The organism is Campylobacter concisus, assembly GCF_015230035.1.
Lineage (GTDB): Bacteria > Campylobacterota > Campylobacteria > Campylobacterales > Campylobacteraceae > Campylobacter_A > Campylobacter_A concisus_BK.
The window spans coordinates 52,947-66,401 of record NZ_JAAKZD010000009.1; the positions used below are offsets into that span (position 1 = coordinate 52,947).

The window sequence follows — 13,455 nt, forward strand, 5'->3', positions numbered from 1 at the left end:
ATTTACTTTTAGATCTGTCTTAAATTTTGATATTTTGGTTTATTTGTAAAATTTAGATTTGTTAGCCGATAAATTTGTAAATTTACCGGCTATTTTTAGCGTAAAAGGCTTGAAGTTAGCGCATTAAAACGCTGTTATAGTTGCCAAAAGTCCAAAGATTATGCCTGGGAAGTTTGCAGCAGAAAGTGGATAGTCTTTTTTAGCTTTTAGTAGGCCGTAACTTGTCTAGATCGTGCAGTTTAGCGCAGCCGCTAGTGGCTGTATATAAGGCGTTTTGTTGCCATCAAGGTTGCCCATTATCTGTGGGATGTATGAAAAGTACATAACAACTGGTAAGCATGTGCCTATCCAACCTAAAATTTGTTGATCTCCTTTAAAAGTAAGCCGTTATTTTCTAGCTTTATGACTAGCGAGGTAAAAAAATTAATTTTATTCGCAGCAAAATGCTCTTTTTTGCAAATTTAAGGGCAAAGCTTTGCTAAGTGATAATAAATTTAAAACAAGATGAGTTAGAAAATTTGGTTATACTTTTGTAATTTTTAAAATTTAAAAGGATAAAAGATGCAAACTTGCGTCATTTTAGCAGGGGGCAAGAGCTCGCGCATGGGGCAGGATAAGACCTTGCTGCCATTTGGGGGATTTGAAACACTCACGCACTATCAAGTTGCTAAATTTAGCAAAGTCTTTGATGAGGTTTTTGTAAGCTCTAAATTTGAGAAATTTAACCCGCCACTAAAGCTCATAAAAGATGAGAGCAGCGAGGATTATTCGCCGATGTTAGCGCTTTACTCTGTGCTAAAAATCTTTGATCATAGCGTCTTTATCATCCCAGCTGATATGCCATTTTTTGACCCAAAAAGTCTTGGCGAGCTGGCTAAATTTAAAGATGAATTTGAGATGGTCGTAGCTGGCGATAATGAGCATATCCACTCGCTTTGTGGCTTTTTTAGTCCAAGCTTAGCCCCACTTGCGCGCGAGCTTTACCTAAAAAATGAGCATAAAATCGGACTTTTACGAAAAAACTGCAAGTGCAAGATAGTAAATTTTAAGGACAAAGAGCGGTTTTTTAACGTAAATTTCCCAGAAGAGTACAAAATAGCAAATGAAAAGATGAAAAATGAGTAAATTTACATTGCTTTTAAGCCTTAGCCTTACATTTTTGATGGCAGGCAGGACTGATGACTTTAAAAGGGCACAAGAGCTTGAACAAAGCGGCGATATAAAGGCTGCGATGCAAATTTATAAAGAGCTAGCCAAAAGCTCTTTAGGCGAGCAAGAAGCGGTGCAAAATGTGCAAGCAAACGAGCCAGCACCAAATGATGCGAAGCTAAAGCAGGCTGATCTTTTAAGAGATAAAAGCGATAAAAATTTACAAAATGCACTTGGCATCGAGCTTTATAAATTTAACTACCTTTTGCCAGTAACTTACGCTAAAACTGTCCCAGATGACGGGCGAAAGAGCGTTGAGACGAAGTTTCAAATAAGCCTTGCAAAGCCGCTATTTTACGATGTTTTTGGGCTTAGAGAGAGCCTTGTGGCAGCATATACGCAAACCTCTTGGTGGCAGATAACAAAAACTTCAGCTCCGTTTCGTGAGACAAACTATCAGCCAGAAATTTTCTTAAATTTCGCCTCTCCAAAATACCTAGAGCAAATAGGCGTGAAAAACCTAAAATTTGGACTTTTGCATGAGTCAAACGGACGAGATGGCACTAACTCAAGGAGCTGGAACAGAGCCTACGTGCAAGGCGATCTAGTCTATGGAGATTTAACCATCTCGCCAAGAGTTTGGAGCGTGATCGGTGAAAAGAACGACAATAAAGAAATTTTAAACTACATCGGACACGGAGATCTAAGGCTTAGTTACAAGCTAAATGACCAAATTTTTAGCCTAATGCTAAGAAATAACTTACATTTTGATAAAACAAATAAAGGTGCAGCTGAAATTTCATATATGTTTCCGATATTTTCAAGTGGCGTTTATGGCTATTTGCAGTATTTTACAGGATACGGCGAGAGTTTGATTGACTATGATAGACACACTGACAAGGTTGGTCTTGGCTTTGTTATTTTAAAATAGCCTTAAAAATTTAATCTTATAAAGTGGCTAAATTTGGGCAGATGAAGTAAATTTTAGATAAATAACGAAAAAAATTTAACTAATAGAAAAACTTAAAAATATTAGAAAAAATATAAGCAAATTTTGCTAAAATCACTGGCAAAATCTCACAATAAAGGAGTTTTCATGAGCGGTATAGCTTTGATTGTCTGTTTTGTTATAGCAATCATCCTTATGATCGTTATGATCTCAAAGCTCAAGGTGCATCCATTTTTGGCACTTATGAGTATATCTTTGGTGCTAGCAGTAGTCGCAGGTATCGATCTATCCAAGATCCCAGCGATGATAGGCGTTGGTTTTAGTGGCACATTTAAGAGCATCGGCATCGTCATCATCTTTGGAACGATCATCGGCACAGTGCTTGAAAAAACAGGAGCTGCGCTAAAGCTAGCTGACATGGTCGTAAAGCTAGTCGGACAAAGACGCCCTGAGCTTGCCATGCTTATAATGGGCTGGGTTGTTGGCATACCAGTATTTTGCGATAGCGGTTTTGTCGTCTTAAACTCTATCCGCGAGGCACTTTATAAGAAAATTTCAGCAAGCCCAGTTGCTATGTCAGTAGCACTTAGTGGCGGTCTATACGCTTCTCACGTCTTCATCCCACCAACTCCTGGCCCGATAGCCGCTGCTGGCACACTTGGCCTTGGAGGAAATTTACTTCTTGTCATCATCATGGGTACAGTAGTTTCAGTGCCTGTTTTGGTAGCTGTTTATTTCTTTTCAAAAAGTATCGCTAAAAGTGTAACTATCAGCGACAAAGAGGCTGACGCTACGATAACAGCTAGCTACGAGGAGCTTTTAAAGAAATTTGGCACATTACCTAGCGGATTTTTGAGCCTTGCTCCTATCATCATGCCTATCATCTTCATGGCGGTTGGCTCTGTGATCGACGTTTTGGCAAAACAAGGCATGCTTGATAAAGCCGCACTCTTGCCAAAGATATTTTTATTTTTAGGTAACCCTATCATCGCCCTTGCGATCGGCGTGATCTTTTGCGTATTTTTACTAGCTGAAACTAAAAAGATGAGAGAATTTGACCACATAACAAATGAATCATTAAAGATCGCTGGTCCAATACTTTTTATCACCGCAGCTGGCGGCGTTTTAGGCAACGTCATCACCGAGGCTGGCTTTGTAAATTTCATCAAAGAAAATGCCTCAACTATAAAAGCGGTAGGAATTTTCTTCCCATTCATCATCTCAGCCGTGCTAAAAACCGCTCAAGGAAGCTCGACTGTGGCTATCATCACGACAGCCTCTATCATGGGCGCATTTAGCGATGGCAACTCGCTCATGTACATACTTGGCTTTACGAGCGAAATTTCAGCCGCACTTTGTGTCATGGCGATAGCCTCTGGTGCTATGTGCGTATCTCACGCAAACGATAGCTACTTCTGGGTCGTGACAAACTTTAGTAAAATGACCGCAGATCAAGGTTACCGCACACAAACAGCGATGACATTTATCATGGGCGTTGTTGGAATGATCAGCGTTTATATTTTATCTTTGGTGCTTTTATGAGAATTTTGGTTGCGATAGATTCATTAAAAGGCTCGCTAAGCTCACTTGAGGCGGGCCTTGCTATAAAAGAGGCGCTTGAAGATTTTTGTGACGTCGTCGTAAAGCCAGTGGCTGACGGCGGCGAGGGCAGCGTGGAGGCTATGGCTGATGCGCTTGATGCTAAATTTATAGATACCATCGTCAAAAACCCGCTTGGCACTGAAATTTTAGCTAGATATGCCCTAAAAGACGACCTCGCCATACTTGAGATGTCAAGTGCTTCTGGACTTACTCTTATAAATCCTGATGAGAGAAATCCTATGAAAACTAGCACATTTGGCTTTGGTCAGATGATAAAAGATGCCATTAGCAAGGGGGCAAGGAAATTTATCATAGGCATCGGCGGAAGTGCGACAAATGACGCTGGCACAGGCATGCTAAGCGCTCTTGGCTTTAAATTTTATGACAAAAATGGCGCTTTGCTTGAGGGTAAAGGCGAGGATCTAGCTCAAATTTGCGAATTTTCAGATGAAGAGGCTATAAAAGAGCTAAAAGAGTGCGAATTCTTAATCGCCTGTGACGTGGATAATCCACTTTACGGACAAAAGGGCGCTGCCTACGTCTATGCACCACAAAAGGGCGCAAATGGTCGCATGGTAAAGCAGCTTGATGACGGGCTAAAGCACTTTGCAGGGCTTGTAAAAGAGAAAAACGGCACCAAATTTCACACGCAAAAGGGCGCTGGAGCAGCTGGCGGACTTGGCTTTGCCTTTGTGGCATTTTTGGGCGCAAAGCTCAAGCCTGGCATCGAGATCATCACGCAGACAATAGCACTTGAAGATGAGATCAAAAAGGCCGATCTTGTCATCACTGGTGAGGGCCGCATGGACTTTCAAAGCACCATGGGCAAGACCCCAACAGGCGTGGCAAAGCTAGCTAAGAGACATCATAAGCCAGTCATCGCGCTTGCTGGAAGCGTGCAAAGATGCGCCAAAGACTGCCATAAACACGGCATTGATGCCTATTTTTGCATACTAAATGAGCCAATGAGCCTTGAAGAAGCCATGCGAAAAGATAATGCTATTAGAAATTTAAAGATGACTGCCGAGCAAGTCATCCGTCTTTATATGCTAAATCATAAAGCATAAATTTAAAAAGATAGAAGCTAAATTTCTATCTTTTTCTCCCTAAATTTAACTTCAAATTTTACTCACAAAGTGCTACAAAAATTCTCAAAATTTAATACATTTTGCAAAAACAAAGCCACTTAGAAGAAATGGTGAATTTAGCCTAAATGACTGGTTGGTTGGTTAGTTGGTATTTGCGCTGGGCAAACGTTACCTGCAAAGATAAGAAAGACCCTTTAGTTTGATATAAATTTGGCGAGCAGAGTAAAATTTGCTTGCCAAATTTCATTTTCATGCAGTTTTTGCTCTTGTGGCGTATTTATATGCAGGGCAAGCTTTTAGGCTGCTTACAAGCTAAAAATGCTCACATATTTATAGAGTTTAGTAGTTAAATTTAGTGTTTTAAATTTTGTATGGGTAAATTTAATATCATCTGAAGCGTGCCAGCTGGTCCTTCAAGCAGCGTTTTAAATTTGCATGGGTTAAATTTACTATTGATGGTTTGCTTTTAGTGCCCTAGTTTGCCAGATCCTCAGCCACTTTTGCGGCTAGTTTTAGCTTGTCACTATCAAAGTGCGTGTAAATTCGTAAGGTGTTTAGGCTAGCATGCCTAAAAGCTTCTTGCACTAGTTTAAGCCTTTTTGGTTACGACAAAGAGAAATTTAAAAATAGCAGGCTTAAATTTAAATATAAAAACTATAAAAGCTTAAGCACATATCCATTTTCAGCGGTTTCAAGCTTATATTTATGCATCTTGTCAAGCTCTAAAACCACTCTGAAATACTTATCATGCCAGCCGATTATTACGTTTTTAAAATTTTCATTTTCAAGCTTTAAATTTCTAGTTTTAAAGCTTCTTGGAGGTTTTGCAAAGTCAAGTACGATCTTGTTTTTTTCATAGGCAAAGTGCTTTAAATTTTTAGCTTTTGTGATGATATTTAGCTCTTTTTGATGCGCTAAAAAGCTCACAAATCCTAAGAATTTAACCTCTTTTTCGCTGCTTTTTGTCTCCCCAACAGGCTTTGTGGTTGGCTCGATCTTTACTTCAACCACCTTTTGCTCAGGTTTAGCTGGCTCTTTTGCTTTTTTTGTGCCAAGGTCGATCACTACGACGTTTGGAGTTGGCACGTCTGAGGTTTTATTTCTATCTTTGTTTGAAATTTTAGTCTCATTTTTTTCTATTATCACTGGCGTGCTAACCTTTTGAGCTGGCACCTCTGCCATCGTGACTGAGACGTCTAGTTTTTTGGCTGCGACTGGTTCTGGATTTTTCATCTTGCTTAGGGCAAATTCATCGTTCCAGTCGATAGTTTTGTTTATATCGGTTAGTCTTTTTTCTTTTATACTGCCGTCATTTGCTCTGTATCTTATGGTGACATCAAGTAGTAGCATCGCATCGCTTGGAAATTTAAACGAGAGCGAATTGAAGCTGTCATATTTTTCTACGACGTTTGTCGTCATAACGCTTGTGTTTAGCTCGCTAATAGGCATAAATGGGTTTTCTCTGGCGCATAAGCTCGCAGTCAAGATAGATAAAACTAACCAAATTTTCTTCATCGTTCCTACTTTTTATTAGAGTCTGGCTCAAGGCCTTGTAGTTCAAAATAGTCTTTTTGCAGACGTGCATTCATCTTTTTTAAAATTTCCACGTCTTCGCTAAGCCTCTCTTTTTTGCTCTGAAGGCTTAGCATCACATCAAGCGAGCGTTTGCCAAACATCATATTGCCCACGTAAAAGGCAAACATAGCCACGCAAATGGTGGCTATGACGTAGCGTAATGTTGGCCGAACAAATTTTATGATTTTATGAAATATGCCATCTTCTTTGCCATATTCATCTAAAATTTCGCTCAAATATTATCCCCTAAAAACTCACCCGCCTCAAGCTCGATCTCGAGCAAGCGGTTGTATTTCGCGTTGCGCTCGCTTCTTGAGGTAGCGCCTGTTTTTATCTCGCCAGTATTTAGTGCGACCGCAAAGTCAGCGATAAACGCATCTTCGCTCTCGCCGCTTCTGTGGCTCATTATGCAGCGGTAGCCGTTTCTTTGAGCAAGGCGGACAGTTTGCATAGTTTGCGTGACTGAGCCTATTTGATTTGGCTTGATTAGGATCGCATTTGCGATATTTTTCTCAATGCCTTCTCGTAAAATTTTCTCATTTGTGACAAAGAGGTCGTCGCCAACTAGCTGAACCTTGCTGCCAAGCCTTTTTGTAAGCTCAGCCCAGCCGCTCCAGTCATCCTCGCTAAGGCCATCTTCGATAGAGAATATCGGATATTTTTCGCAAAGTTTTTCGTAGTAGCTAATGAGCTCGTCGCTGCTAAATTTCTTGCCTTCAAGCTCGTATTTGCCGTCTTTGTAAAGCTCGCTTGAAGCGACGTCAAGGGCTAGCTTTATCTGGCTGCCTAGCTCATATCCAGCCTCTTTTACAGCTTGTGAGATCAGCTTTAGTGGCTCTTCGTTGTCTTTTAAATTTGGAGCAAAGCCGCCCTCATCGCCGACAGCCGTGCTATGACCAGCTGCGTTTAGGATAGATTTTAGCTTGTGATAAATTTCAGTTGCAGCTCTTAGTGCCTCGCTAAATGTGCTAAAGCCAAATGGCATGATCATAAATTCTTGAAAATCAACGCTATTGTTTGCGTGTGCGCCGCCATTTATGATGTTAAACATCGGCACTGGCAAGATGCTAGCGTTTGCACCGCCAAGGTAGCGATAAAGCGGGATATTTAGGCTCTTTGCAGCTGCACGAGCTACCGCCATAGATACGCCAAGGACTGCGTTTGCTCCTAAATTTGAGTAGTTGTGCGTGCCATCAAGCTCAAGCATCTCCGCATCGACTGCCTTTTGGTTGTAAGCATCAAGTCCTATCACTGCTTCTGCGATCTTTTCATTTACGTTTGAAACAGCCTTTAAAACGCCTTTGCCAGCGTATCTCTCGTCTTTGTCACGAAGCTCTAGCGCCTCACGCTTGCCAGTGCTTGCGCCACTTGGTACGATCGCGCTTGCCTCGGTTCCGTCGCTTAGTCTAACTGTTGCACGAACTGTTGGGTTGCCTCTGCTGTCTAAAACCTCGTGAGCTTCTACATCTTCAATAAATACCATTATTCATCTCCTGCTTCGTTTGTGTCGTCGTCTTCGTCTTTTGCGCCGCTGCTTATTAGGTGGTCTATACCCATTGAGCCTTTTATCGCCGCTACTATCTCATCAGAAATTTCTGGGTGCTCTTTTAGATAGGCTTTGGCGTTTTCTCTGCCTTGACCTAGTTTTTCAGCCTTGTAGCTAAACCACGCGCCTGATTTGTCGATGATGTCGAGTTTTACGCCATAGTCGATGATCTCGCCCTCTTTGCTCACACCCTCGCCAAACATGATGTCAAATTCAGCCACTTTAAATGGAGGCGCGACCTTGTTTTTAACCACTTTTGCTTTTGTGCGGTTGCCGATAGGCTCGTCGTTTTGTTTAAGTGTGGCTATCTTTCTGACATCGATCCTTACAGATGAGTAAAATTTAAGCGCATTACCGCCAGTTGTAGTCTCTGGCGTGCCATATCCCATCATACCGATCTTCATACGAATTTGGTTGATGAAGATAACAGTTGTCTTCATCTTGCTTAAAATTCCAGTTAGCTTTCTAAGTGCCTGACTCATTAGTCTTGCTTGCAGACCAACGTGCTGATCGCCCATGTCGCCGTCTATCTCGCTCTTTGGAGTAAGAGCTGCGACGCTATCAACTACGATAAGATCGATCGCACCGCTTCTTGCAAGCGTCTCAACGATCTCAAGTGCCTGCTCGCCAAAGTCTGGCTGAGAGACGTAAAGGTTGTCGGTATTTACACCTAAATTTGAGGCGTATTTTACGTCTAGTGCGTGCTCTGCATCGACAAATGCACAAATTCCGCCAGCTTTTTGCGCTTCAGCGATGATGTGAAGTGTGAGCGTGGTCTTACCAGAGCTCTCTGGTCCGTAGATCTCGATGATCCTGCCTTTTGGAACTCCGCCTATGCCAAGAGCCAGATCAAGCCCTAGCGAGCCAGTCGGTATCGACTCGATAGCCTCAACCTCTTTGTCGCCAAGTCTTAAAAGCGTGCCTTTGCCAAAAGCTTTATCGATCTGCTTTAGTGCAAGCTCAAGCGCCTTTTTCTTGTCCGCTTCGCTCTCTGGGATAGCTATCTTTTTGTCATTATCTTTTTCTTTTGCCATTTTTTACCTTATAGTTGAAATTTGGCTTGATTTTATCTAAAAAGAGATGAATTTTACTTGATTTACTCGCAAATTATAATATTTTCGCCAAGCAGTGCAGCGCTATCAATAAGAGCAAAAAGCTGCTCTTTTTCAAACAAAAATCCATAAATTTGATCTTCATTTTTTAGTATCGCAAGATTTAGTGGCTCTACAAGCGAGCTTGCGCAAAGGTTTAAAAAAGCTTCATCGATACTGTTTTGCGAAATTTGGGGTTTGGTTTTGAAATTCTCATCTTTTATAAAAGAGAGAAATTCATCTTGCGAGGTAGATTTATTAAATTTAAAAATTAGTTTTTCTTTTAAGGCCTCAGTCAAAATTTCATCAAATTTAACTAGGTCGATATGATCTTTTACGCCTAAAATTCTGGCAAAATTTAGCAGATTTTTATCATAATCAGCCACATTTTTCTCATGCTCACTTTGTGCCTTTTTAGCCCTATAAATGGCGTAAAATCCGATAGCTATAAACAAAAGTGAAAGGGTAAAAACTTCGCTCAAAAACTCACTCATCATTATCCTTATAAAATGCAAACTTCAGTCTTAAGCTCTACGCCAAATTTCTCTAAAACTCTAGCTCTAGCCAAATTTATAAGGCTAGTGGCGTCTTCAAAGCTTGCGTGGTTAAAATTTATCAAAAAATTTGCGTGCTCTTCGCTAAATTTCGCTCCGCCGATCACGTATCCCTTTAATCCAACCGCCTCAAGCAATGCCCCTGCAAAGTGCCCTTCAGGATTTACAAAGCAGCTGCCAAAGCTAGCTCCTTTTGGTTGATTTGCCCTTTTTGCGCTTATGGCTTCTGAAATGCTTGCATCAAAGCCGCTAGAAAGCTTAAATTTAGCTCCCAAAATGGCCTCATCTATGCCGCTGTGGCGGTAGCTAAAGTTTATCTCCTCTTTGCTCACCCAGCCACGAGCCAGACGCACATGCGTGAGGTTATCGCTTATGCTAAATTTAAGCAGTCCAGCGTTCATCTTGACAAGTCCGCCAAGCGTGCCTGGGATATTTTTTAAAAACTCAAGGTTCGCGATGTTATTTTGTTTGCAGAAGTTATAAATTTTAGCGGATTTTGTCGCAGCACCTATCTCAAGGTAAATTTTCTCATCACAAATTTCTAAATTTATATAGTCAAAGCTCTTGCCAAGCATCGCCATTTTTGGGGGATTTGGCGAGATAAGAAGGTTGTTGCCCCCGCCTATCATCACAGCGCCTAAAAAGTGAGGCGAACTTAGATCTTCAAGGCTATCAACCTCGAAAATTTCATGCATGCCGCCTATCCTAACTGAGGTAAATTTAGAAAAATCAACAAGCCTCGTCACTGGATAAATTCCGGTATAAAATCAAGCATGCGAGTGGTAAATTCAACCATCATCGAGATCATCCAAGGCATTAAAAATATGATGACAACGACGACTAGTAAAATTTTTGGCACGAAGCTTAGCGTGGTTTCGTTTATCTGCGTGGTCGCTTGAAAGATGGAGATGATAAGACCTGCTATTAGTCCGCTTAGCAGCATCGGAAGGCTGATATAAAGGGCGATCTTAAAGGTTTCAACTCCAAGTGAGACAAGCGTACTTTGCATCAGCTAAACCTTACTTCGTTGTATTCAGTTGGGATTAGGTAGTCGTTTGCGTCGATAGCTTTTTCAAAAAAGCCTTTGTCATAGCCTATTTGATAGAGCTTATTTAGCGCTTTTAGCTGCGTTTCGTTCATGCTTATTGACTCGTCATTTGCGTATAAATTTAGATACGTTTTAAGCTCGTCTTTGCCAACTCTGATGAGGTTTCGCTCCATTAGCATGTGAGATAAAAATGGCTTGTGCGAAGTAGCGATCCTAACGGCCTCGCTAAGCACTCTCTCGCACTCGATCGCGTCGGTTATGGGCAGGCTTCGTCTAAGCGCCATGCCACCAAGTGGAAGCGGTAAATTTTCGCCGTTTAGCTCGCTCCAGATATCCCAAATCTCACGCTCTACGCAGAGCTGGTCTGAGAAATTTAAGATACTTTCATGTATAAGCACGCCAGCATCGACTTCGCCGCTAAGCACGGCATTTTCGATCTCTAAGAAATTTTTATAAACGATCCTTGCCTCTGGGTAGGCTATGCGAAAGAGCAGGGCATTTGTCGTGTTTTTGCCAGATAGTGCGACCTTGAAATTTCGCTTTAGCTGCTTATCTTTTAGCTTGATAAGCTTTGGGCCATATCCATTGCCAAAGCTCACCGCACAGCGCAAAAGTGCAAATTCATCGCAAATTTTAGGATATAGTGCAAAGCTGATCGCTGTGGCTTCATAAGTGCCTTTTAGTGCCTCTTCATTTAGCGTTTCTATATCAAGCGCCTTTGATGTGAAGGCTAAATTTTTACTGCTAACCCAGCCAAATTTGACCGCAGCATACATGAAAATATCGTCAGCATCAGGCGAGTGAGCGACGTTTATAGTTTTTAGATTGTGCAAAGATGATCCTTTTTTTGATTACGTCATTTTAATGAAATTTATTTAAAATAAAGTTTTAAGGGCGGGTTTTAAACGATTTTACCAGCTTTGCCTCTTTGAAATTTAGCACGTATTTCACGTCTATGGCATCTTTAGCCCCTTTTCTTCGAGCTTGGAGCGTTGAGTAAAATGGATGTTTAAGTTCAAGCATCTTAAGCAGTTTTTGATCGCTATCTTCTTTTTTTATATTTTCAACGATTATTGTCGTTATAAATTTGCCCTCAAACTCGTAAAATGGCCAGACTATAACGCCTGTATCGCTTGTTTTAAAGTCCGTAATCTTAGATTTTTTAGGGATATTTAGCATGGAGATGATCTTTTTGCGTGAGTTGTCCGCATTTTGCATAGAGATCACCTTTACAAGTAGGTCTTTTTTGACCCCTATGCCATTTTGGCTAAAGCGATAAACTCCGTCCTCAAGGATGCCAACTTTTTCAAAGGCGTTAGCGTAGTTTGCGGCAGTGCAAGCAGTCAGTAAAAGCGACAGAATCGTTAAAATTTTTATAAATTTCATCTTCTCTCCTAAAATTTAACTCTCTTTAGTCTATCTGAAGCGAAATTTTTTCTGCCAAATTTAGCCTCACTTTTGCCGTTTAGCTCGACTAGATCGCCTGTAAAGCCACAAATGTCATTTTTAACAAGATAGCTTCCCACGCCGTAAATATCAACTGGGGTGTTAAATTTCTCAAATTCGCTCATTTTTTGCGGATTAAAACCTGAGCTAACGACGATCTTAACGTGCTTGAAACCAGCTTTATCAAGCGCCTCTCTTAGGGCAAATATAAGCTCCTTGCAAACGCCGTGTGGGTCAAATTTACTCGTATCTTTGCCTTCAAAATATCTATCTATCAAATTTTTACTAGTATCCACTCTAACTGCGCCAAGCCTATCTTTTAGGGCATTTGCAGCCTTTAAAGCGTCTGTTATCACGTCGTTGTTGTAATCAACCAAGGCCGTGATCTGCTCGTTTTCAAAGGTTTTAGCGTAAATTTGGCAAGCCTTCACCACATCTCCGCCACACATTTGAATGAGCGCATGAGGCATGGTGCCACCACCTTTTAACCCTGTAAGCTCGCCCTGAGCGTCTGTGGCGACCTTTTTGATGCCGCCGATAAATGAAGCATATCCGTCGCCTGGCTGCGTGCAGATGTCGTCTTGCCTGTCTGCCATGCTAAAGACGTCCTTGCCATTTGCTGCTTTTATCACGTCTCTGGAGTTTGTCGCCACGCAGCTTCTTCTAGTAAGCGTCGCGTCGATGACGTTTTCTAAAAAGCCAAAATTTTCATACTTGCCGCTTATCTTTAAAACTGGCTCATTTGCATTTATGATATCGCCATCATCAAGTGCGTAAATTTCAAGCTCGCTTGGGTTTTTGGCAAATTTGTTGATTATCACTAAAACCTCGTCGATGCCGCAAAGCACGATATCATCGCGCCTTTGAAAAAACTGCATCGTCACGTGCTGATCAGGCAGGTTTTGCTTAATTATCTCATTTACTTTTAGAAAGTATTTCGCCGTGAAGTAGCCCTCGCCGATCCTAGGATCTAGCCTAAAAGTCTTATCTGTTAGCCTCTCTATCTTGCCTTGCATCTTTAGCTCAAGTTCGTTCATGTCTGTCCTTTTGTTTTGGCGAGATTATACCATTTTGGCGAAATTTGGCGCAGGCAAAATAGGGCTAGTGAATTTATGCAAAAAGCAATCTTTATGCCTCAAAAATTTATCCTAGCACTCTCGCGAGGGCTTGGCGAGGTTGGCATAACGCTCATTTTAGGTGGCAATATCATAGGTAAAACAGACACCATCTCACTTGCTATCTATAACGCTGTCTATGACGGCAGAAGCGATCAGGCACTCGCTTTAAGCCTTGTTTTAGTTGTGCTTAGTTTTATCTTATTTTTCATTATAAATTTGCTAGAAAAAAGTAGGATTTAGCACAAATTTTATGCCAGCTAAAAATTAAATTTATTTAAATTTCGCTACA

The 13,455-nt window shown here is 41.2% G+C and carries 14 protein-coding genes and 2 pseudogenes; 5 read left to right on the top strand and 11 right to left on the bottom strand.

Annotated features, from left to right (window positions below; all coding sequences use genetic code 11):
* The first annotated feature begins 561 nt into the window (after window positions 1–561).
* The 4 genes from G6W41_RS07295 to G6W41_RS07310 all read left to right on the top strand — a co-directional run bounded on the left by G6W41_RS07295 (window position 562) and on the right by G6W41_RS07310 (window position 4,767).
* The gene (locus tag G6W41_RS07295) at window positions 562–1,125 is read left to right on the top strand and encodes a molybdenum cofactor guanylyltransferase (protein ID WP_194171081.1); all 564 of its coding nucleotides are present in this window, start codon (window positions 562–564) and stop codon (window positions 1,123–1,125) included.
* On the top strand, window positions 1,118–2,080 hold the full coding sequence (locus G6W41_RS07300) for a phospholipase A (protein ID WP_194171082.1): 963 nt from the start codon (window positions 1,118–1,120) through the stop codon (window positions 2,078–2,080). The genes G6W41_RS07295 and G6W41_RS07300 overlap by 8 nt, the downstream gene beginning before the upstream one ends.
* A 165-nt stretch (window positions 2,081–2,245) precedes the next feature.
* Window positions 2,246–3,640, top strand: a complete 1,395-nt coding sequence (locus G6W41_RS07305) for a GntP family permease (RefSeq protein ID WP_194171083.1) — start codon at window positions 2,246–2,248, stop codon at window positions 3,638–3,640.
* The gene (locus G6W41_RS07310; protein ID WP_194171084.1) at window positions 3,637–4,767 is read left to right on the top strand and encodes a glycerate kinase family protein; all 1,131 of its coding nucleotides are present in this window, start codon (window positions 3,637–3,639) and stop codon (window positions 4,765–4,767) included. The genes G6W41_RS07305 and G6W41_RS07310 overlap by 4 nt, the downstream gene beginning before the upstream one ends.
* 495 nt (window positions 4,768–5,262) lie before the next feature.
* Here the strand turns inward: G6W41_RS07310 and G6W41_RS07315 are convergent.
* From G6W41_RS07315 to G6W41_RS07365, 11 genes and pseudogenes are all read right to left on the bottom strand, one after another.
* Window positions 5,263–5,388 (bottom strand): annotated as a pseudogene (locus G6W41_RS07315) (integrase); the annotation flags it as partial.
* Window positions 5,389–5,442: 54 nt separating this feature from the next.
* A complete protein-coding gene (locus G6W41_RS07320; protein WP_194171085.1) occupies window positions 5,443–6,303 on the bottom strand; it encodes an AMIN domain-containing protein in 861 nt (286 codons plus the stop codon).
* Window positions 6,304–6,308: 5 nt separating this feature from the next.
* Complete coding sequence (locus tag G6W41_RS10370; RefSeq protein WP_178140078.1) at window positions 6,309–6,491, bottom strand: hypothetical protein; 183 nt, start codon at window positions 6,489–6,491, stop codon at window positions 6,309–6,311.
* A 104-nt stretch (window positions 6,492–6,595) separates the two neighbouring features.
* Window positions 6,596–7,846, bottom strand: coding sequence for a phosphopyruvate hydratase (gene eno, locus G6W41_RS07330; protein ID WP_002940828.1), 1,251 nt, complete (start codon window positions 7,844–7,846; stop codon window positions 6,596–6,598).
* A complete protein-coding gene (gene recA, locus G6W41_RS07335) occupies window positions 7,846–8,943 on the bottom strand; it encodes a recombinase RecA (RefSeq protein WP_194171086.1) in 1,098 nt (365 codons plus the stop codon). The genes eno and recA overlap by 1 nt, the downstream gene beginning before the upstream one ends.
* A gap of 62 nt (window positions 8,944–9,005) precedes the next feature.
* Window positions 9,006–9,494: a hypothetical protein gene (locus G6W41_RS07340; RefSeq protein WP_194171087.1), complete on the bottom strand. Its 489-nt coding sequence runs from the start codon at window positions 9,492–9,494 to the stop codon at window positions 9,006–9,008.
* 8 nt (window positions 9,495–9,502) lie between these two features.
* Window positions 9,503–10,300, bottom strand: a complete 798-nt coding sequence (locus G6W41_RS07345) for a UDP-N-acetylmuramate dehydrogenase (protein ID WP_194171088.1) — start codon at window positions 10,298–10,300, stop codon at window positions 9,503–9,505.
* A complete protein-coding gene (gene fliQ / locus G6W41_RS07350) occupies window positions 10,297–10,566 on the bottom strand; it encodes a flagellar biosynthesis protein FliQ (protein ID WP_223154231.1) in 270 nt (89 codons plus the stop codon). The genes G6W41_RS07345 and fliQ overlap by 4 nt, the downstream gene beginning before the upstream one ends.
* Entirely contained in the window at window positions 10,563–11,378 is an 816-nt protein-coding gene (locus G6W41_RS07355) for an MqnA/MqnD/SBP family protein (RefSeq protein WP_242039927.1), read from the bottom strand. Before G6W41_RS07355 ends, fliQ begins: the two co-directional genes overlap by 4 nt.
* A 112-nt stretch (window positions 11,379–11,490) precedes the next feature.
* Window positions 11,491–11,988, bottom strand: coding sequence for a hypothetical protein (locus tag G6W41_RS07360; RefSeq protein ID WP_194171090.1), 498 nt, complete (start codon window positions 11,986–11,988; stop codon window positions 11,491–11,493).
* 8 nt (window positions 11,989–11,996) lie between these two features.
* On the bottom strand, window positions 11,997–13,085 hold the full coding sequence (locus G6W41_RS07365; protein ID WP_194171091.1) for a nicotinate phosphoribosyltransferase: 1,089 nt from the start codon (window positions 13,083–13,085) through the stop codon (window positions 11,997–11,999).
* 108 nt (window positions 13,086–13,193) lie between these two features.
* On the opposite strand from G6W41_RS07365, the pseudogene G6W41_RS07370 reads away from it, so the two are divergent.
* Window positions 13,194–13,406: pseudogene (locus tag G6W41_RS07370) on the top strand (molybdate ABC transporter permease subunit); the annotation flags it as partial.
* Window positions 13,407–13,455 lie beyond the last annotated feature (49 nt).